Annotated in this window: 20 protein-coding genes; 19 read left to right on the forward strand and 1 reads right to left on the reverse strand. The window is 45.4% G+C overall.

Annotated features, from left to right (window positions below):
* Positions 1-14: 14 nt before the first annotated feature.
* Both pilM and AC58QC_RS16550 read left to right on the forward strand, forming a co-directional pair.
* On the forward strand, positions 15-1,628 hold the full coding sequence (gene pilM, locus AC58QC_RS16545) for a pilus assembly protein PilM (RefSeq protein WP_497416226.1): 1,614 nt from the start codon (positions 15-17) through the stop codon (positions 1,626-1,628).
* Positions 1,612-2,214 (forward strand): hypothetical protein, encoded by a 603-nt coding sequence (locus AC58QC_RS16550; RefSeq protein WP_497416227.1) that lies wholly within the window; start codon positions 1,612-1,614, stop codon positions 2,212-2,214. The genes pilM and AC58QC_RS16550 overlap by 17 nt, the downstream gene beginning before the upstream one ends.
* Before the next feature lie 69 nt (positions 2,215-2,283).
* Here the strand turns inward: AC58QC_RS16550 and AC58QC_RS16555 are convergent, their stop codons facing one another.
* The gene (locus AC58QC_RS16555; RefSeq protein WP_497416228.1) at positions 2,284-2,877 is read right to left on the reverse strand and encodes a nitroreductase family protein; all 594 of its coding nucleotides are present in this window, start codon (positions 2,875-2,877) and stop codon (positions 2,284-2,286) included.
* Between the two features lie 156 nt (positions 2,878-3,033).
* On the opposite strand from AC58QC_RS16555, the gene AC58QC_RS16560 reads away from it, so the two are divergent.
* The 17 genes from AC58QC_RS16560 (at position 3,034) to AC58QC_RS16640 (ending at position 21,312) form a co-directional block, all read left to right on the forward strand.
* Positions 3,034-3,249, forward strand: coding sequence for a hypothetical protein (locus tag AC58QC_RS16560; protein ID WP_497416229.1), 216 nt, complete (start codon positions 3,034-3,036; stop codon positions 3,247-3,249).
* Between the two features lie 59 nt (positions 3,250-3,308).
* The gene (locus AC58QC_RS16565) at positions 3,309-5,597 is read left to right on the forward strand and encodes a DEAD/DEAH box helicase (RefSeq protein WP_497416230.1); all 2,289 of its coding nucleotides are present in this window, start codon (positions 3,309-3,311) and stop codon (positions 5,595-5,597) included.
* Entirely contained in the window at positions 5,594-7,042 is a 1,449-nt protein-coding gene (locus tag AC58QC_RS16570; protein ID WP_497416231.1) for a ribonuclease H-like domain-containing protein, read from the forward strand. The genes AC58QC_RS16565 and AC58QC_RS16570 overlap by 4 nt, the downstream gene beginning before the upstream one ends.
* Before the next feature lie 100 nt (positions 7,043-7,142).
* Complete coding sequence (locus AC58QC_RS16575; RefSeq protein ID WP_497416232.1) at positions 7,143-7,946, forward strand: Fpg/Nei family DNA glycosylase; 804 nt, start codon at positions 7,143-7,145, stop codon at positions 7,944-7,946.
* A 15-nt stretch (positions 7,947-7,961) separates the two neighbouring features.
* A complete protein-coding gene (locus AC58QC_RS16580; protein WP_497416233.1) occupies positions 7,962-8,822 on the forward strand; it encodes a deoxyribonuclease IV in 861 nt (286 codons plus the stop codon).
* Positions 8,800-9,153 (forward strand): cyclic-phosphate processing receiver domain-containing protein, encoded by a 354-nt coding sequence (locus AC58QC_RS16585; RefSeq protein WP_497416234.1) that lies wholly within the window; start codon positions 8,800-8,802, stop codon positions 9,151-9,153. Before AC58QC_RS16580 ends, AC58QC_RS16585 begins: the two co-directional genes overlap by 23 nt.
* A gap of 19 nt (positions 9,154-9,172) precedes the next feature.
* Positions 9,173-9,946, forward strand: a complete 774-nt coding sequence (locus AC58QC_RS16590; RefSeq protein ID WP_497416235.1) for an ABC transporter ATP-binding protein — start codon at positions 9,173-9,175, stop codon at positions 9,944-9,946.
* Between the two features lie 54 nt (positions 9,947-10,000).
* On the forward strand, positions 10,001-11,038 hold the full coding sequence (locus AC58QC_RS16595; RefSeq protein WP_497416236.1) for an SAM-dependent methyltransferase: 1,038 nt from the start codon (positions 10,001-10,003) through the stop codon (positions 11,036-11,038).
* 89 nt (positions 11,039-11,127) lie between these two features.
* A complete protein-coding gene (locus AC58QC_RS16600; protein ID WP_497416237.1) occupies positions 11,128-12,771 on the forward strand; it encodes a serine/threonine protein kinase in 1,644 nt (547 codons plus the stop codon).
* Positions 12,772-12,902: 131 nt separating this feature from the next.
* Positions 12,903-13,415 carry an acyl-CoA thioesterase gene (locus AC58QC_RS16605; protein WP_497416238.1) on the forward strand — a complete coding sequence of 171 codons (513 nt, stop codon included), beginning with the start codon at positions 12,903-12,905 and terminating at the stop codon, positions 13,413-13,415.
* A gap of 264 nt (positions 13,416-13,679) precedes the next feature.
* Positions 13,680-14,810, forward strand: a complete 1,131-nt coding sequence (locus AC58QC_RS16610; RefSeq protein WP_497416239.1) for a P-loop NTPase family protein — start codon at positions 13,680-13,682, stop codon at positions 14,808-14,810.
* The gene (locus AC58QC_RS16615) at positions 14,749-16,053 is read left to right on the forward strand and encodes a TadA family conjugal transfer-associated ATPase (protein WP_497416240.1); all 1,305 of its coding nucleotides are present in this window, start codon (positions 14,749-14,751) and stop codon (positions 16,051-16,053) included. Before AC58QC_RS16610 ends, AC58QC_RS16615 begins: the two co-directional genes overlap by 62 nt.
* A complete protein-coding gene (locus AC58QC_RS16620; RefSeq protein WP_497416241.1) occupies positions 16,050-16,931 on the forward strand; it encodes a type II secretion system F family protein in 882 nt (293 codons plus the stop codon). The genes AC58QC_RS16615 and AC58QC_RS16620 overlap by 4 nt, the downstream gene beginning before the upstream one ends.
* Positions 16,932-16,938: 7 nt before the next feature.
* Entirely contained in the window at positions 16,939-17,802 is an 864-nt protein-coding gene (locus AC58QC_RS16625) for a type II secretion system F family protein (protein WP_497416242.1), read from the forward strand.
* Between the two features lie 15 nt (positions 17,803-17,817).
* Complete coding sequence (locus AC58QC_RS16630) at positions 17,818-18,045, forward strand: Flp1 family type IVb pilin (RefSeq protein ID WP_497416243.1); 228 nt, start codon at positions 17,818-17,820, stop codon at positions 18,043-18,045.
* A complete protein-coding gene (locus tag AC58QC_RS16635; RefSeq protein WP_497416244.1) occupies positions 18,011-19,039 on the forward strand; it encodes a TadE/TadG family type IV pilus assembly protein in 1,029 nt (342 codons plus the stop codon). The genes AC58QC_RS16630 and AC58QC_RS16635 overlap by 35 nt, the downstream gene beginning before the upstream one ends.
* A 14-nt stretch (positions 19,040-19,053) precedes the next feature.
* Positions 19,054-21,312, forward strand: a complete 2,259-nt coding sequence (locus AC58QC_RS16640; RefSeq protein WP_497416245.1) for a hypothetical protein — start codon at positions 19,054-19,056, stop codon at positions 21,310-21,312.
* Positions 21,313-21,324 lie beyond the last annotated feature (12 nt).

A 21,324-nucleotide genomic window follows, 5' to 3' on the forward strand; every position in this document is an offset into this window, starting at 1 on the left:
AGGATGTGATGCGAATGTTCGGGCTAGGGACAAAACGAATCGGGATTACGATCGATCAAACGGGTATCCGATATGCAACGGCGAAGAAGAAAAAAACATGGGAAGTTGGATCAGGCGGCTTTCTCTCGATACCACCGAATTTAATCATTGAAGACCACATTATGAACACTGAGTCTTTAAGTCTCCAAGTCAAGCAATGGGTAAAAAAGGAAAGGTTGCGAGGCGCTAAGGCAACGATCGCGATCCCGACCTCTCAAATCATTATTCGAAAAATGCGAATCCCAAGCATCAAGGCATTAGAGCTCAGGAAGCTTGTGGAGCTAGAGGTTGAAACTGCGCTGCGCTTGCCTTTTGAAGATCCCGTTTATGATTTCATTAATGTTGGACATGATGACGAAAATACACAAATTCTTGTTTACGCAGCGCCGGAAAAATTAATTCAAAGCTATGTGAGTATTTTCGAAGATGCGGGGATTCGTGTCAAAGCTGCAGAAATTACCGCAACGGCGCTGACAAGAGTGATTGCTTCACAAAAGAATGAGTTTTTTGAAGAATCCATGCTCATTTCCTTGGATAAGAGTTCGCTAGAGGTCTATATGCTGCAGAATGGCAATCCCATTTTTATGCGTACGATTACCTTAGTGGAGCATGATGCCAATGAAACTGAGGAGTTGACTTCCGACCAAATTGGCGAAATTATCGCTGAAATCTCAAGAATGCTGAGTTTTTATCAATATAGTATTCAAGAGGGAGCAAGTCGAATCTCTCATATCATAATAACGGGAACAGGAGCAAATCAAGCTAGTCTACAGCTTCATAGAGAGTTGCAATCTGCTCTGTTAGAAATTAGTGTAGAGACCGTAGATTTTGATGTATCCAGGAAAGGTCGTTCGAGAAGAATTGATGCGAACGCGTTTCGGGTTGCTCTCGGTCTCGCTAAATTTACGAAGCGTAATGCGCAAATTAACTTGCTGCCTCATCGGAAAACAGAAACTAAAATCAAATTGTTTATTTTATTGATTTTTGCCTTAGCATGGGTGGCTTGTATGGGGTTAAGTGGAATGACATATTTGGAAAATAGGAAAGAAATCGCCTCGAATGAGACGAAGCTGACACAGTTCAAACAGGAGAAAGCCATTCTTGAAGCCAAATTAACGGTAAAACCGGAAACTTCATCGGATCCTGCTAATTTCATTGCGGTAACGAAAGCGGCTCGAAAAGATGTGGTATCGATCGTGAATGATCTGAAAAAGCCTCTGCCCGTTGATGCTCAAATCAGTACTTTAGCGTATGCTGCAAATGCTCAGATTTCATTAACGGTTTTGTTTACGAGTATGGAAGATTCCGCACGTTATTTATTTGATTTAAGGAAATTGGCTTTTGGGGATAATACAGTTCTGCAATCCATTACAGAAACGACAAGTGGAAAAGTGGCTGCCACTGGTGCTGGTGACGGGACGGGGACGAATACGAATCCAGGAAATTTGAATGCAGCCCAAATGTCGACAAAGCAATATACAGTGAATTATATTGTAACACTGAAGAAGGATGCAGCGAAAGATTCAACTAGCAAGGCAGAAACATTGGATGCGAAAGGAGCAGCAACGACTAATGTCAATCAAAAATAATAAGCAATCTTTATTGTTGATTTGCGCAATGCTGCTCTTTTTGGGACTTTTCGTGTTTTATTATTTTGTGCAGATTCCTTCTTCTTCGAAACTTAAGAATCAAGCGAGTGAACAGAGCGTACTCCAAAAGCAAAATCAGCTTCTCACTCAAAAGGTTAACGAAAAACAGAAGACGACTGTGGGTCCCTCAATGAAAGACGTACAGGCAGCCGTTCCTTTATGGGATAACACAGAGCAATTAACGCTAGATTTGAATAAGATTAGAATGGATCAGAACGTATCTTTAAGTAACATTGCCTTCACTGTGAGTGAGAAAGCGACTCAGCCTGCTGATGCGACGAAAAAGACTGCATTCCCAAGTGTGCGTGAGGTCAAAGGGACAACGACGCTGAGTGGTACGTTTAAGGAAGTGACAGCTGCGATTACGCAATTGCAAAATCTTCCGCGGCTGATCACGATAGATGCCGTTAATTATGGGAATTTACCGAAGGAAGAAAATAAGAAGATTACGATAAATCTATCTTTTACCGCTTATTTTGATCCCTCTTATAAATCAAAGGTCGATAAAATCGAGTCACCGTATTAACGGACTCAAGAAAAACAGGACTCCACTTGTATGTAAGTGAGGTCCTGTTTTGCGTCAAATTGAAACGAATCACTCGTATTGTCCTGCGTATATGAACTCGCTAACTTCGCGTCTTCCGGATGGGACTTCGCGTTCTTGCAGATTTTCGGGAAGGGCGTTGACAGGACCACGGTACCCGATGGCTACAACGGCATGAAGCTGATAATCAGCTGGGATTTGAAGTGTTTCACGGGCTTTTTCGGCATCGAATCCGCCCATCGCGTGGGTGATTAGACCTTGATTTTTTGCCTCAAGTGCTAAGTATCCCCAAGCTGCGCCAGCATCGAACGCATGACTTGGATTGTCTGTACCTTTAGGCGTTTTGGTATGTGAAAAAACGAGCGTAAGAACAGGGGATTTTTCACACCAGACAAGATTAGACGGATTTATGAACGTATAGAATTTTGCTAGCTGATCAGGTGTGCGTGCGACAATGAAGCGCCAAGGCTGATTATTGCTTCCTGATGGTGCCCATCTGGCTGCTTCAAACAAGCTAAGCAAAACGTCCTCGGACACTTCTTGGTCGGAGAAGGAACGTGGGGACCAACGCTCTAGAAACTGCGGATTGATCTCATGGTCAGGTTGGCGATGTGCTTCAATTTCATTTGGTAACGATGCGGACATTAATTATTCCTCCTTTTTTTGTATTTCATCCTAATTTTACCTGATTACAAGCTGGTTTACGAATTTCTATGATTTTTGTAGAATTGTATGGGTTTGGCGCAAATTGGCAAAGCTAGTTGTTATGAAAATGATGGACTAAGAAGGGTGCGAGGAGCCGTGAATTTCACGAGTCATGATGTCATTATCATTGAAAGAGCTTTAAGAACTGCCATGAAATATGATAGAGAAGAGCACCGTTCTAGAGACTATCAAGAAGTTTTGTTTAAAATGCAAGAAAGTGCAAACCAAGCGCTGTCGGTCTCAGCTCTTATAACAAGCGATGATCATGATGGCATTCGATACGATTATGATGATTCAGCCGATTTAATGTAGACATACGAACGTATATTCTGTAAAATGGAAGAAACGAAATGGGTAAGGAGATTCGGTTTATGAATCCTTTCACAGGTAAGGTTTCTTCAATGATTGAGATGATTGACGGGCTGCGTAATTCGCCTGAAATCATGGAACAAGTCACCTATTGGCACACAATACCCCCACGGGATCCTAAGCTGGCTGATTTTCCAGAAGGGTTGCATGAGGGTATTTGTGCTGCACTTCAACAGAAACATATTGGGCAGTTATATACACATCAAGCGGAATCGTTTCGCCAAGTTACGGCAGGAAACCATGTTGTAACGGTTACTCCTACGGCGTCTGGCAAGACGCTATGCTACAATCTACCGGTTGTTCAGAAAATTCTAGAAAACGATGCTTCACGAGCGCTCTATTTATTTCCTACCAAAGCGTTGGCACAAGATCAAGTGGCAGAGCTTCAGGAAATGATTACGTTTATGGACGTTGATATTAAAACGCATACTTATGACGGTGATACGCCGCCAACAGTCCGCCAAGCAATACGAAATGCGGGACATATTGTCGTTACTAATCCCGACATGCTCCATTCTGCGATCCTGCCCCATCACACCAAATGGGTGAATCTTTTCGAGAATTTGAACTATATCGTGATTGATGAAGTGCATTCCTATCGGGGTGTATTTGGCAGTCATGTGGCTAATGTGATTCGACGATTGAAGCGAATATGTCGCTTCTATGGCTCTAATCCGCAATTTATTTGTGCATCAGCAACAATTGATAACCCGAAGGAGCACGCTGAACGATTGATCGGTGAAACCGTAACGCTGATTGACAACAACGGCGCTCCAGCAGGGGAGAAGCACTTTGTGTTCTATAATCCGCCTGTTGTTAATCAACAGTTGGGAATCCGCAAGAGCTCCGTCTTGGAGACGCGTAAGCTAGCAGGCAAGCTGCTGCGGAGCGGGATCCAGACGATTGTTTTTGCACGGAGCCGCGTGCGCGTGGAGATCTTGCTGACCTATCTGCAGGAGCTCGTGAGTCACGAGCTGGGCAGCAAATCGATCCGCGGCTACCGCGGCGGGTATCTCCCGAAGCTGCGCAGGGAGATTGAACGTGGCTTACGCAGCGGGGAAATCCGCGGCGTTGTCAGCACGAACGCGCTGGAGCTGGGCATCGACATTGGCCAGCTGCAAGCGTGCGTGCTCAATGGCTATCCAGGCACGATAGCCAGCACTTGGCAGCAGTCCGGGCGTGCCGGACGGAGGCAGGAGACCTCGCTGACGATACTCGTTGCGAGCAGCAATCCGCTGGATCAATATTTGATCCAGAATCCGCGGTATTTCTTCGAGCGTCCGCCGGAGCAGGCACGAATTCATCCTGATAACTTGATTATTCTCGTCGATCATGTGAAGTGCGCGGCTTATGAGCTGCCTTTCGAAGCGAAGGAGAAGTTCGGTGAGGAGTCGCTCACCGATGTTTTGGAGTATTTAACAGAGGAACAAGTGCTCCATCAGGTCAATGATCGCTGGTATTGGATGGAGCAATCGTTCCCAGCCCATAACATATCTTTGCGCTCTGCGGCGCAAGAGAATTTTATCATTATCGATATGACGAATGGCCATCGCGTGATTGGTGAATGTGATCGATTTAGTGCACCGACTTTGATTCATGAAGAGGCTATCTATATACATGAAGGCATTCAATTCCAAGTGGAAAAGTTGGATTACGAAGAGAAGAAAGCATTCGTGAGACAAGTGAATGTCGATTACTTCACAGATGCGAGTATGGCTGTACAACTCAAAGTATTGCATGTAAATCGGGAGGGGCGCGTTGGTGGTCTCTTGCGTCAACTTGGCGAGGTGACTGTGAATGCGCAGCCAACGATTTTCAAGAAAATCCGTCTGCGCACGCATGAGAATATCGGCTCAGGGCCGATACGACTGCCAGAGGAGGAGCTGCATACGAGCTCCTATTGGTTTACCTTCGACGAGGCGATGGCGACAGGGCGTTCGGCCAATGACATGCAGCATGCGCTGCTTGGCATTGCCAACGTCCTGGCGCATCTGGCGCCGCTGTATTTGATGTGCGACCCGATGGATATTCGGGTCGTTCCGCAAGTGAAGGCGGTGCATAGCAAGCTGCCGACGGTGTTTTTCTACGACCGCTACCCGGGAGGCGTAGGTCTTAGTGATCGGCTGTACGAGGTCCACGGACAGCTGATGGATCAAGCACGCAGCCTGATCAGGAGCTGTGGCTGCATCAGCGGCTGCCCGGCCTGTGTCGGGCCGATCGAAGAGGTCGGCCTGCTAGGCAAGAAGCTCGCGCTGGAGCTGCTCGCAGAGCTTGAAGGCGGTGCCCGATGAGCGGGCTCCGTGAAAGGCTCGGCCGCCTGCGAGGACCCGCGGCGGCTGGGGTAACACCGCCGCCCCCGCCAGAGGCAAGAGGCGAGTGGGCGCAGCTCGACGCCCATATTGCGACGAGCCCCGCGGGCTCGTTCGTCATGCGGCGCCGCGAGTACGGCGCAGACAGCGTGCACGGCAAGTATCGGCTGCGTGAGCTCGCCGATGTTGCGCCGCAGCTGTCTTGCTTTCACGAGCAGGACGCCGTCGTCCGGCTCGAAGAGCTGCTCTTCTTCGATACCGAGACAACCGGACTCGGCGTCGGGGCAGGCAATGTGCCGTTTATGGTCGGCATCGGCTACTATACTGGCGAGCTGTTCACCGTTGAACAGCTCCTGATACGCAACCCAGCAGAGGAGCATGCGATGCTGCTGTACCTGCAAGAACTGTTAGGACGATATACGCATATCGTCTCTTATAACGGCCGTACGTTTGATTGGCCGATTCTCAAAAATCGCTTCGTCCTGAATCGTCTCAACTTAGACGACTCAGAGCTGCTGCAGCTTGATCTGCTGTATCCTTCAAGAAGTTTGTGGCGCAATACGCTGCCCTCCTGTCGGTTGAGCAAGGTGGAGGAGAGCCGGCTTGGCTTTGAGAGAGTTGATGACGTGCCGGGTTCGATGGCACCTGCGCTTTATTTTCAATATTTGGCGGAGAAGGATCCGGCTGTCCTTCAAGGTGTTTTTATTCATAATGAACATGATATTGTGACATTGGCTGCTTTGACGATCCATTTTGGCAAATTGCTGCGCCCAGAAGAACCTGACATAGATATCGACTCAAGTAATGATGATCTGGAGATTGACTCTGATCTAGCCTCCAATTCTGAAATTGGCTTAGATCTCCTCGACCCCGAGGAACTTTTCCGAACAGGACTATGGCTTGATAAAATGGGGAGATCTTCCAAGTCGGAACGATACTTCAATGTTCTATACGCAATGCTTCTGAATAGTGCTTCTGCTACCATCACGACTGAACAAGAAAATGCACATCTTCAATTGGCAGGCTATTTTAAGAAAAATGGCCAATATACCCGAGCAATCGAGCTGTGGAAGCAGGCTATTTTACTCAAACCTTCAAGTATTTCCTTGCAGCTAGAGCCGTACTTGGAGCTAGCGATGTATTTTGAGCATCGAGAGAAGGACTTAGGGCAAGCGGTCTTTTATGCAGAGGAAGCGTGGGCGAGGCTCTGGCGGCGACGTGCGCTTCATCGTGGTGATCGCAAAATCAACGAGATTGAGGAAGCTTGGGAGAAGCGTATAGCTCGTTTGAAACAGAAAATGCGAAAAAAAGAAAACATTTCAAATGTTAAACAAGTTCCTCACGCAGTAGCTTCTGATAATATTTTTGGTAAAAAACGAAACCCGAAGGCACCCAAGCCAGCTTACGTCAGTGAAGGCTTAATTTAGGGATTTTTATGCGCATTTCATCCATATAACCTTCTTCTACGTGTTTACGCAATCCGCCATTTGGTTATACAAGGTAAAAAAATGGCAAGGAGCGATTCGCGTGCCTGAGCTTCCAGAAATGGAAACGTATCGTCAGCAATTGACACGATTGATCATAGGCGTACCGATTACGAGAGTCGATGTGACACGTCCGAAATCCTTGAATGTAGACCCCGAAGAATTTACGGGAAAGCTTATCGGTAACCGAATTGTTCGGATCGAGCGAAGAGCAAAGCACTTATTGTTTCATTTGGCCTCTGGTGAGATACTGCTATTGCATCTCATGCTAGGCGGTTGGATGTTCGTTGGAACGCAAGAAGAGAAGCCAGATCGAACCATTCAAGTGGAAATCCGTCTAGGTGTTCAAAGTCTATCTTTTATTGGGTTGCGATTAGGTTATTTACACATGCATACTGCGGAGGAGATCTCAGCTCTCTTGCAAAAGCTAGGGCCAGAGCCACTCGATTTAAACATAGCACAGTTCCGAAACGCCCTTCGGCCAAAAAGGGGTAATCTTAAAGTAACGCTTGTCGATCAAACCTTTCTTTCTGGCATAGGGAATTGTTACTCAGATGAGATATGCTTTGAAGCGGGCATCCTCCCTTTACGAAAGATTCCATCGCTTACCGATTTGGAGCAATCCCAGCTCTATCAAGCCATGCAATCCCTGCTTCGGGAAGCGATTCAAGTCGGTGGCTACATGGAGGAGCCCCTATTCTTGGGGGATCGACTAACAGGACAATATAATGCGAGATGCCGAGTTTATGATCGCAAAGATGAGTCATGTTTGCGTTGCGGACATCCCATCATTCAAATCGAGATTTCAAGTCGTAAATGCTTTTATTGTGCCCATTGCCAAAATTGAAAGGTCGGATGGAATTTGTTTATCGGCGCCCATGTAAGTACGCGTGGTGGTTATCTGAATGCAGCTAAAACCGCCCTTTCCTTGGGTGCAAATGCCTTTCAATATTTTCCTATGAACCCTCGTAGTTTAGCTATGAAAGCTGTTAATCACAAAGACACGAGTGCATGTGCGCAATTGTGTAAGGAGCATGGAATTCTTTCGATTGGACATGCGCCTTATGCGCTGAATCCCGCTGTGGATGAGCCTGAACGTGAAACAATGGTTAAATTACTGAAAAATGGGCTGGACATTACAAATGCCTGCGGTTCTGTTGGACTTGTGGTGCATTTTGGCAAATATACTGGAAAAGACCCGTTACAAGGCTACAAAAATATAATACAATGTTTGAATAGTGCTACGGAGGGTTACACGGGAGCTTCTTTCATTTTGCTTGAGAATCAAGCTGGAGAAGGGTCTCAATTAGGGTTGACCATGGAAGAAATGGCACAAGTACGCAAGCTATGTGATTCACCTGAGAGGATTGGTTTTTGTCTAGATACGTGTCATGCCTTTGCAAGCCGACTTTGGCAAGGCTCAGATTGGTTAGAGCTGGAATCGAAGGGCGATCAACTAGATTATCTGCCTCATTTGAAGGCTGTTCACTTGAATGATTCCGTGTATCCCTTCGGATCACACCGCGATCGGCATGCTAACATTGGTGCGGGTCATATCGGCATTGCGAATTTCCAACGTCTATTAGAGTCCCCCTTCTTACGGGACATACCAATAGTTCTTGAGACAGGTACTGGGGTCGATGGCACGCATCGGGAAGAGATTGTACTTGTAAAATCGTTGCTGGAAAGGAAATGTGAGGATGATTCATGTATACTTAGATGATTCGCGTCCTTGTCCTCAAGGATTTGTTCTAGCCAAAGATGCTAAAGAATGTATCACGCTGCTTGAAGATTGTGAGATCGACATCTTATCTTTAGATCATGATTTGGGCTGGATGTCGAAGCAAACAGGCATGGATGTAGTCATTTGGTTGATTCAGCAGCGTAAATTTCCAAGAACGATTTATATTCATACCTCCAGTCCTTCTGCATGCACGCAGATGTACCAGATGCTTAATGCTGCCAAGCCTGAGAGCATGGAGCTTTATGCGCATCGTATGCCAGATGATGTATTGTTGGGGGTTGCACAAGGAACCTATCCAAGTAAACCGTAATATGAAAGGAAACGAACTCATGATCCATTTATCCGATATTCATTTTATTCGGGGAGAACGCCATATTTTAAACGATGTGAATGTACATATCGAATCCGGTGAACACTGGGTATTGTTGGGCCGTAATGGTTCCGGCAAAACGACACTGCTAGAAATGATGAATGGCTATGAATTTCCGAGCCGTGGTACAGTTGATGTACTTGGCAATCGGTATGGTCAATGTGATGTAAGGGAAGTACGTAAGCAAATTGGATACATTTCCCAATCGCTATTTGAGAAATTGAATTTGAGTGATCCTGTGCTGGAAGTCGTGGCAACGGGGGAGTTTGCTTTTCTTCGATTTTATCAAGAAATTCCGCAGGAAGTGAAAGATCGGGCACTCGAGATGCTGGGGCGTGTTCGGATTCCACATCTGGCCGACCAACCTTTGGGAAGCCTTTCACAAGGAGAGCGTAAGAAGGTCATGCTTGCACGATCCTTGATGAGTAAGCCAGCAATCCTTGTAATGGACGAGCCTGCGGCTGGGCTGGATTTATTTGAACGTGAGCGGTTTCTATCCGATGTTAATGATCTCAGTAAGCAAGATGTAACTGTTGTTTATGTCACTCATCACATCGAAGAAATTATGCCTTTATTTACGCATGTCGCTATTATTGAGCAAGGAGAATTGATTGCCTCAGGACGCAAAGAAGAAGTGTTGACGCCAGAAAATATTCATAAAGCTTTTGGCATTAATGTTTCCTTAGAATGGTTTCAAGATCGGCCATGGATTAAGGTTATTGAAGACAAATAGGCTTGCTTTGGCAAGCTAGCTAAAATGAACGTAGATTACTTAAAGGATGCGGCTATGACACAATTAACGACCTATATTGGAACCTCGAATCACGGGTTCGCACAATATGCGCAAGATGAACTACGTAAGCTATTCCCACTCACGAAATTTACATTATTGGTGCCGACGGAAGTGTTTTATTTCCAAATTCCTGATGATACGTCAGATGTGATTTCAACAATGCAAGAGAATGAGCCGATCTTTCTTCGACATGTTCAACCTGTTCATCAGGAATGGGAGCTTACTCGAACGGATGCTGATATTGCGCATTTAACAGCTTGGCTTCGTGAAGCCTATGCTGCTGGTTTATTTAGTTTTGGCGAGAAAATTGCTACGCAAATTCGTAAAGAAGAGCGGGCAGATGTTCCCTACGCGCCTTTTTCCATTAAGGCCGCCATCGATGAAATCCTCGTTTCGGAATGCGGGGGAGAGCCTGTTGTTCGTTATGCGGACCACATCATCTCGGTGTACATTAGCGCCAAGAAGCTATACATCGGAATATCGAAGCCACAAGACAATTTATCCGATTGGTCTGGCGGGGCGATCCGCTTTATGAAGGAAGAGGATCAAATTTCTCGTGCCAAGTTCAAGCTTTTGGAAGCAGAGCAGCGTTTCGGGATTGATTTCAGTGTTGCTCGCAAAGCGATTGATATTGGGGCTGCACCAGGTGGATGGACTTCCTTGCTGCTCGAACGTGGATTGAAAGTAACAGCCATCGATCCAGCAGCATTGAACCCTCGACTACTAGGCAATCCATTGTTAACATTCTTAAAGAAAAATGCAGGTGAAGTGAAGCTGCGTGAAAACGAGTTTGATTTACTTGTTTGTGATATGAGCTGGGACCCGCGTCAAATGGGGCGCCTTGTGGCGGATTTACTTTTCTCCTTGCAAAGTGGCGGGACTGCCATCATCACTGTGAAGCTTATGCATAAGAAACCGTTTCAAACGGTTCGTGATATCCTGAGGATTTTCGAGGATTCGCTCTTCCTATTGAAAGCAAAGCAGCTGTTTCACAATCGCGAAGAACTAACGCTATATTTGCAAAAAATATAAAATATGGAAAAATAGCTAGATTTTCAAATGACCCTCCCTTATAATCAAGAGCATTATGACTTGGATATAAGAGGGGGTTTTTTACTATCTTGAATCAACATCCAAAGTGGCAAGGATCAATAGTAGGAGGGAGATACCTTCTCGTCGATATGCTTGGACAAGGCGGCATGGGTCAGGTATATCTAGCGGAAGATCAGAAGCTCATGGGGAAGCGCTGGGCAGTGAAGGAAAGTTTGTGCACAGGTTCCGACAAGGTATCCTTCATGGAGGAAGCAGAAATGTTGGCCAAGCTTGGGCACGCGCAGCTTCCACAATTGGTCGATTATTTTATAAGCGATGATGGTAAAGGTTACCTGGTTATGGACTATATCGAGGGGCCAACGCTTCAGGATATATTCGAAAAGAATCATAACGAGATGCCAATTCTACAAATTGTTCAAATTGCGTTTCAATTACTCGATATTTTCCACTATTTACACACGTTCCAACCTCGACCGATCATTTACCGCGATCTTAAGCCATCCAACGTTATGCTCAACCAACATAATCAGGTCCGATTAATTGATTTCGGTGTAGCTAGACAATTCAAACAAGGACAAGCATCCGATACGATGCAATTGGGGACCATCGGATTCGCTGCTCCTGAGCAATATCTGGGGCTGCAAACGGATGCTCGCACAGACTTATACACTTTGGGCTCGATGCTGTATTACTTATTGTCCGGCGGTCACTATGCGTACAGTAAGGCCAAGCCATTGGAGCTGCTAAAAGAAGGAATACCGGAAGTCTTACGTACCACGGTTCATTTTCTCCTGCAAGATCAACCTCAGAACCGCTGCCAAACCGCAATGGAAGTGAAGCTGAGACTTCGTTCCATCTACCCCGAAGCTAATCCGGTCATTACAGTCGCAAATCCTCAATCAACATCACGCCCATCTCATATGACCGATAAGTTAATTGTGATTGGCGGGTTATTCGCAGGAGTAGGTGCGACTTTCACGGCTATCACACTAGCTAGAATCTTTCATGCCCTCCAAATCCCAAACGCGCTAGTCGAGCAGCCAACGATTGAACCCGATTTATATATGCTGCTTTTCGGTGATCGAAACGCCCCGAATCCCTACATCTTTCCCTCCGATCACATTCGTGACGCAACTTCAACTTACACAACACCATGGAACAACGGTTTTACAATTTGGGCTCCCATTCACCCTGATGGATTTCAAGGCATATGGCAAGCTTCCCATGCTTTTAAGCTTCTACACATGATGAAGAAGCCGATCGTCATATGGGACGTATCGACTCAGTGGGAGCACCCTGCAGTGCAGGAGCTTTGTTTTAGTGCGGATGAGATCATCGTTATGGTAGATAGCTCGCCAGGTAAGTGTGATCGACCCAGCTCGCGTAAGCTGATTGGGGAGTTCGAATCCTACCGGCAGCGAGGTAAAAAGGTTCATTACATCGCGAATGGCGCTTTACCCGCGCATCTTCAAAGGGAATGGCAGGACTCACTTCCGTATTCGCCACTGTGTACGATGCCATACATTCCCAGATCAGAAGTTATGCAAGCGGTTTGGAAGGGAGATTGCATCCAGGATCAACCTCAATATTTGAACGTTTTTTACGAAGCGCTGAAACCATTCCTCCGTGAAATTCTCCCCAATGAAAGCATCAACCAACTCTCCGTTCGACATAGGAAGTCGATGTTTTCCCGTTTTATTAAACGCGGTTAGTACTTTTATTTAACTGATAAACCGTCCATGCTAATAAGGTGACGATTCAAAGGATATCCTATAACCAAATCTAGCCAAAAGTATGGTATGATGAGTCATATTTTGTATGAGGAGACGAGGGGGAAACAGCCATGGAGCAGCGATACGCAAGAGAATCCAGATGTTTCAAAACATCGCGTATTTTTCCAACTGATGTGAACAATCATAATACACTTTTTGGTGGAAAGCTGATGTCCTATATCGATGACATTGCTTCAATTGCGGCACATAAGCATTGTCGTCGGTCGGTCGTAACGGCATCAACGGATTCGGTTGACTTTTTGTACCCGATTCACACGTCGGATTCCGTTTGTTTAGAGTCATTCGTTACTTGGACAGGCAAAAGCTCGATGGAGGTATTCGTCAAGGTTGTAACCGAGGATCTGAAATCAGGCGAAAGGAAAATTGCAGCCACCTCATTCCTAACTTTTGTTGCTTTGGACGAAAATAAGGTACCGGTGGAGGTGCCGGATGTCATCCCGGAAACAGAAGAAGAAAGGAAGCTCCACGAGTCCGCGCCGCATCGCGCTGAGATGAGACGTCTTCGCCGAGTGGAGAGTAAGAAGCTAGCTAGCTTTTTCACGATGAAGTATCCTTGGGAATAAAATCATTGATTTATTAGGGAAATGTGGTACAATTTGGGTAATTAAAAATCGGACAAGCGGAAGCACCGCTGATGATAGAGAAATATTCTCTCTCGTCAGTGAGTGCTTTTTTGCTGTTCCGAGTCAGACAGGAGGGAAATATGAGAGCTGAAACATCCACACGTATAGCGATTGTACTCGCCGTCATGAGCTGTGTACTCATTGGCAGTGGTGTTTATGCGAAATTCGCTGAGTAGTTTCAAGAACGAAGGAGGAGAAGTCGGAATGAGTAAACTTCAACTGTATGTCTTAGATGATGACATGGCCTATGCCGAGCGATTAGCCGTTTTCATACGGGCAACGGAGTGCACTGAACGTGTGCAAGTGAAGCTCTTCTCACAAGTAGAGCTCCTACTGCAGGTGTTGGAGGATCCAGATATCAAAGGAGTTCTATTGTTATCTGAAGCGTATTATCCATTATTGCAGCATCATCGTACATCGCTAATCAAAATGGTTTTGAGTCAAAACATTGCAAACTCCGATGCGCTTGAAACTGTACTGCCGTTCTTATTCCGTTTTCAACCACTGCACCAGCTCCTCACACGCATTCAAGCTCTGTATTCGAAGGGCATGCCAAGTGAGCATCGATTAATTCATCCCAATCGCACACGCGTGATATCTGTCTACAGCAGCAGTGGCAGCATTGGAAAATCGATAACAGCCGTTCATATGGCGAAACAGCTGGCATTTCGTGGGGAACGTGTCTTGTATCTGAGCTTGGAGTCTGTGAGTGCAGCTTCTCAGTGGCTGCAGGGACAATCGGGGCGATTATCGCAGCTCCTCTATTATTTGAAAGGCTCGCCTGAATCTCTGGGGCCAAAGCTGGCACTTTTAAAATCACATGATGCGATTCGAAGGTTCGATTATTTGACTCCTCACGATCAAATGAGAGAGATGCAAGAGATGAGTGGTGACCATGTCAAGCAACTCATTACGTCCATAGTTGGCTTGTCGGCCTACGATACGCTCATTGTTGATCTTGAAGCATCCGTTCATCCGAGAATCGTCAGAAGCTTAGAACTTAGCGATACGATCATTTGGCTGATTCAAGATGATTGGAATGATGCTTTCAAAACAAAGTCACTTTATAAACAAATGAGCGCGTATTCTCACATTCATTTTGTCATGACGAGTTATAGAGGCAGTCAAACCAAATCTTTCGAATCCCTTGGTAAAAATATATCGTATAAGCTTCCTTATATTCCTGAATGGAAGGTGATGAGTTCGGCAGAGCAAGTCTGGCAATCGGATATATTTTCTGAACAAGTGTATGCCATGTTGAAAGCTGTCTTTAATGAGAATGTGGAAATTCCCAAAGAAGGAGCTGCTGCTTACTTTGAATCAAGAGCTGTTTAATCAATTAAAGCAGGAGATTAAGGAGAATCTCGACCTCTCTCATGAGGTAAGTGACGCTCAATTAAGGGGGCATATCGAAGAAACGATCTTTCGTGCTGCAGGTGTTCATGGCTGGACTTCGAGTGAGATGCATGCTGGTGTCAAGCGAATATTTGATAGCTTTCGAGGATTAGACATTCTACAACCACTCATCGATGACCCAACAGTAACAGAGATTATGGTGAATGGTCACACCTGTATTTTCTTTGAACGGATGGGCTTAGTTGAACGCTACCCCTATGAGCTGGAAAGTGCTGAGAAACTAGAGGATCTTATCCAAATGATTGTCTCCAAAGTGAATCGAATTGTTAATCAAGCCACACCTATTGTGGATGCACGATTGAAAGACGGTTCACGCGTAAATATCGTGCTTCCACCCGCTTCTCTCAGTGGTCCAACGTTAACTATTCGTAAATTTCCAGCCAAGCCAATGGATATGTCAGATTTGATTCGATTTGGAAGTATTTCAGAGGAAGCTGCAGAAGTGCTGCGGTTGATGGTTGAAGCGGGATTTAATTTGTTCATTGGAGGCGGTACGGGGTCAGGGAAGACGACGTTTCTCAACGCTTTGAGTGCTTGGATTCCTGAACATGAACGCGTGATTACGATAGAAGATTCTGCAGAGCTCCAGATCCAAGCTGTTCCCAATCTAGTTCGAATGGAAACGAGAAATGCGAATACAGAAGGGAAGGGAGCTATCGCCATGCGAGAGTTGATTCGATCTTCCCTACGGATGCGTCCCAACCGCATAATTGTAGGTGAGGTGCGAGGTGCTGAGGCATTGGATATGCTGGCAGCAATGAATACGGGACATGATGGAAGCTTAAGCACTGGTCATGCGAACACCTCACTGGATATGCTCAGCAGGCTGGAGGCGATGGTTCTGAGTGCAGCTCCTCTGCCCATTGAAGTCATTCGTAAACAGATTGCTTCAGCTTTAGATGTGATTGTACATATATCCCGTATGAGAGATCGCACACGAAAGGTAACAGAGATTCAACAAGTCGTTGGTTTGAAGGATGGAGAAGTCCAATTGCAGCCCCTGTTTCTCTTCGAAGAAAGCGGGGAGACTCCAGATGGTAAAATCCTTGGAGCACTCCGCTATACGGGACAAGCTCTTGCGAATATGCACAAGCTTCAAATGGCGGGCAAGCAGCTGCCAAATTGGTTTATACGGAGCGAAGCTGGGTGTGAGGCGATATGATAGTGTGGTTGCTGCTGCTTCTGATTGGTGGTGGAAGTTGGATCATTTTGTTATATATTGAACGCCGAAAATCCCCTCCGAAATCAATTGGAAATGCCTCTAAACACAAATCTCGAGCTACCCTTCCTGTAGTCCCCTATATCGATTACAGCCAGTATCAATTGTCCGCCAAAGAGAGAACAACTGCGATTCTGATGCTTGCTTTTCCGGCATTCCTGATCGGTTATATTTTCTATCAAAATATCATCCTCGCCACTCTTCTTTCATCGACGGGCTTTGTGTTTCCTCGCTTTCGTCGGCAGCAACTCATCCAAAAACGCAAAAATATGCTATTTGTACAATTTAAACAAGCACTTAGTTGTCTATCTTCCTCCATGACAGTGGGGAAATCCATTGAATCAGCATTCAGAGAGGCTTGGGAGGATTTGAAGCTGCTGTATCCTGATCCTGCCTGCCTAATCGTCGTTGAGTTCGGAATGATTTGCCGGAAGGTTGAGAATGGCGAACCGATTGAGGCAGCGCTTAAACATTTTGCTGATCGAAGCCATTTAGAAGATATTCAGAGCTTTACAGATGTATTTCTAACCTGTAAGCGTACGGGAGGTAATTTAGTAGAGGTAATGAAACGCACAGCGACGGTTATCGCTGAAAAACTAGAAATAACGCAGGAAATTTCGGTCATGATTGCCCAAAAGCGGCTTGAATCGAGAGTGCTTGTTGTTGCCCCCATATGTATTGTTGCTGTATTGGCCTTTTCTTCACCAGATTATATGGTTCCACTTTACAATGGGAGCGGAATTCTGATCATGACCATTTGCTTGTTGTTACTAGGTGCTTGCTATTTACTCACTCAAAAAATAATGAATATCAAGGTGTAGCATGTGGATGTGGTTATTCGCTTTAACGCAAATTGTCGTTTGTATTGCATTACTAATGCGCGGAAAGAAAAGATACGGGTTACAGCTTCAGTCTCACATGTATCCATTTCGATTGAAGTTTCTCTTACCATATAGCTACTACTTCATAGATAAGCTTCAATTGATGGAGCGATTTCCTGATTTTACGTCGAAAATCCATCATAAATGTCTGGTATTGTATGGAAGAAGTTTGTCCTCGCAAGGCAGTAAGTGGTTCATGGCAGAGCTTATTTCTGCTGGTACTTTGTGCTTATTCATCGTTACTCTTCTTGCAATTCTTGCTGGTGAAGACAGCTCCTTGTTAGCTTTTGGAGTGGTTGCAGCAACAGGAACTCCGATGATGATGGTTCGTGATTTAGATACCAAAATTCGAAAGAAGCAGCAACGGATGATACTAGAGCTGCCCGAGTTTTTAAGCACTATCGTGCTCTTAGTGAATGCTGGCGAGACCGTCAACCGTGCATGGATTCGGTGTGTTCAGACTAAGCCGCATATGACGGATTCTCCTTTATTTAAAGAGTTGCTTGTAGCTGTGCATGAGCTGGAGATGAATATCTCGTTCACGAAGGTTTTAGAGGATTTCAGTAAGCGATGTGCGTTACATGAAGTGTCGTTATTCACATCAACGCTTGGATTGAACTTTAAAAGAGGCGGTAATGATTTTGTTGTCGCCCTGCAGGCGCTCTCGCTGGAACTGTGGCAGCGGAGGAAAAGTGTTTCGCGAACTCTAGGGGAGGAAGCATCTTCCAAGCTCGTTTTTCCAATGGTGTTAATATTTGTTGTGGTGATGGTGATTGTCGCCGCGCCCGCGTTACTCATGATGAACCAATAAGAAAGGGATGTTGACATGAAACCGATGATTGAAGGCATTAAACGTGTGTGGCAAGAGGAAGATGGACTGGGTACGTTAGAAATTTTATTGATTGTAGCGGTGCTCGTTGCGATTGCGATTATTTTTAGAAAGTGGATTGTTTCCTGGTTCCAGAAACTCATCGGCGATGCGAACTCTGATCTGAAGGATAACAGCGCGGTGGCCCCGTGTGCACCAAGTCCAACTACGAGCTGTGCGCCATAGCAGGTTCTCTCGTTTCACTACAAATGAACATGGTACGTTCACTTTAGAAGCGTCACTCGTATTTCCAGTTATTTCAATTTGTACGGTGACACTGTTGTTCGTTGGGATGTATGCCTACCAGCATGTATATCTCCAGCAATTAGCGCGATCAGCTGCAGAAAAGCTAGCTTTTACTTGGAATAACAGCCATAAGGATATGTCTACAGGAAGCTTTGATCCGCGGGAAACCGACAGTTTGTACTGGCGCCTGACGCAGGACAATGTGAGTGACTTATTTGGCTTGCTACAGGGAAATGGTGGTACAAGCATCGCACTCCCCACGAATCAGGCTAATGGTTTGGTGGAGAAAAAGCTGGCAAAAGCCGCGGCTTTATTCCCAAAAGGAGTGACGGGCAAAGCAACATATACAAATTATCTACTAGATCATCAAGTTGAAGTTGCTGTTTCCAAGTCATTTCTTACACCTTCTATCCTGCGGAAATGGATGCAATCGGCTCAACCGGAAGGAACAGCTGTTGCCCACGTAGTTGATTCAATAGAGCTAATCCGAACCACAGATCTGACGCGGACCTATCTGCCGACATTAGTAGGAAGGATCTCTCCCGAGAAAGCAAAAGCAGCACTTGTAGATCCTGTGAAGAGTGATTTGTCTGGTCCTAGTGTCACTATCCAATCCGAACGTCAGGCATCCTCCTACTTAAGATCATTGGTGGGAGGTTCGGAGGTTATGAGGACTACTGCGTCTGGTAAAAGAAGAAAAATTGATGCCTTAGACGCGCGTGGTATTGGGCATCAAGCCTTTTATAGTATGACCGAAGCTCAGCTGCGTACTGAACAGCTTCCGAAGGACATCGAGCTGCTCCAGCAGGATCCGACTGTGAAGGGGATTGTCTGGCACTTTTTTAAGAAGGATGCGAGCGGTAAAGGGATGCCTGCGGATGCTTTTCGTAAGGAACTCGAACGCAAAGGGATCGTGGTCGTTATTCACAATTAGAAAGAGGGGAGCTTTTGAGGAGATTCCTATTTGCAGAGAACGGCGCGGTATCCGTTTATTTGATACTCATTATTGTGCCGATTTTCTTATTTCAAGCGGTGCTCATCGATTTTGCCCGAATCAAAGCAGCTGAGAGAGAAACAGAATCGGCTATTCAAGCAGCTGCAAGATCCGTGATGTCTTCCTTTGATAACGAACTGCAGAAGAGAGGACTTTATGGCATGGGCCTTTCTCAGGAGGCGTCAGAACAATTACTTAACGATATCTTTGTTAAAAACTTATCCAGTGGCATCACATCGCATGCATTTCATTTTATCAATACCAAAGCTGTTGATGGAGCTGCTCGTGTTACGCCAGTGTATTCGCTTGCTAGTCATGTCATTTTTGAGGGTCAGCTCATCCAAGATATGAAAATTAAAGCACCCATTGAATACTCGCTCGAAATCGCTGATAAATTTCAGAAAAGCGGAGTCAGAGAGCCGTTTCAGATAGGGTCGCAATTTGCCAAAGATGCCGCAGAACTAGAGAAGCTAATCGAGCAGCGCGAATCCGCGCTAGACGAAGCATGGCAGAGCGCGGATTCGCTCTATGCCAAAACATCCACATTTCATAGTTACTATGGAACAAGAATAGTGGAATTAGATGATTTAGCTGCGCGCATAGGTATTCATACGGTTGATGAAGTTCGTGGTGAAATCAGTCGTGTTCAGGCTGAACTGCAATCTTTAACGAATACGGTTAGGAATATGGATCTTTCCTTGGCTTCGTTGGCACAAGCAGGTCCTGAGGCGGGTGCCAGTATGCAAGCCATCATTGCTGGTAAACAAACACTTGAGTTGCAGGTCAGTACACTTTCTCAGAAGTTGAATGAGCTGGAAGCTTTAGTTCAGCTAATCCTGAAGTACACAGCACTTGTAATTACCACAAAGCTAGAAGTATCTGCCAATGAAAGTGATGTTAAACAGTTTCAACAGGAGATTGAACCTGCCTTACGGATAGCCAAGCAAAAAAATGACGAGATACGATTAAAGCTAACAGGAATTTCGAGTTCCGCAACAGATGGTGGTCAAGATGCTAATGAGGTATTTCAACATGTTTCACTAATTGGAGATGATTATTTTTATAGCTATCAAACAGCAATCGCACGAATTGCCGCGTTATTTTCAGCATTCCAGTCATCTGTTGAGCGAGTCATCTTGTATACTTCGGAGCATACGAGCGAGGTCAATCAAGCGAATGAAGCCTATTGGGCAGCTTCAAATGATTTTCACAATAAACAGAGCTCTACTGAGCACTCCAGAATGGAAAAGAATGATACAACTAATAAAAATAAACAAACTCAAAAGAATAAAATCCAAGCTGTTTTGGATCAGGCGAAGCAAGCCATTGGAGGTTGCAGTCTTACCAATTCACAATCCGGTGATGCTGACCACTACAACAAGCTCCAAGGCGAATCAGGCTTATATCAGAAATATCGCCAAGCGAACGCTCAAGATACGATGATTGGGTATGAAGCTATGTATGACTTAGATAAAGCCGAACCTGCTAGTTTAAGAGCAATGGACATGTTGGGTGCAATAAACCAAGCAGCCGAAGTGCTGCGTGATGAACTTTACGTAAATGAATACGCACTAACGAAATTTAATTATCGTACATACGGGTTAGAGAAAGACCCAAACGGGCAGCCCAAATTGTCCAACGAATTCGTAGACCCTGGTTCTCATATGTTAGCAAGCCAAGAGGTGGAGTATCTCTTATACGGGTTTTCTTCATGTGCCGCTAACCTGTCTGCAGCGTATGCCGAAATGTTTTCATTACGCTTAGCGATCCGTACCGTCGAAGCCTTGTTAGATCCGGAAAAGGAAATGCTTAACATCGGGTCGCCATTGCTTGTGCTACTGGCTGCAGCTGCACAAGGCGCAGTAGAGGCGTTGGTCGATATGAACACCTTGGTGAAAGGTGACGCGGTTGAATTATCGTCCAAGCTTTCCGTGGCAGCGCTTAAGTTGACTTACAAAGACTATTTACGGCTATTTCTGATGCTGCATAGTAACAATGCTAAGCTGCTGTCCAGAATACAAGCACTCCTTGAATTAGAAACAGGCAAAGATTTGATCCAACAGACTTCCTATATGCAAGCAAATGCTACAAGTGAAATTAGGCTTTGGTTTATTCCGCAAATAATGAAGCTGCTGGATGGAACAGGTCTTTTAGGCTGTAAAGTAGTCGGAACACAATGTCAAATGAGTCGAACAGCTGTCGTTTCGTATTAGGGAAGGGGGCAA

The sequence above is a fragment of the Paenibacillus sp. J22P51 genome, from assembly GCF_059692215.1.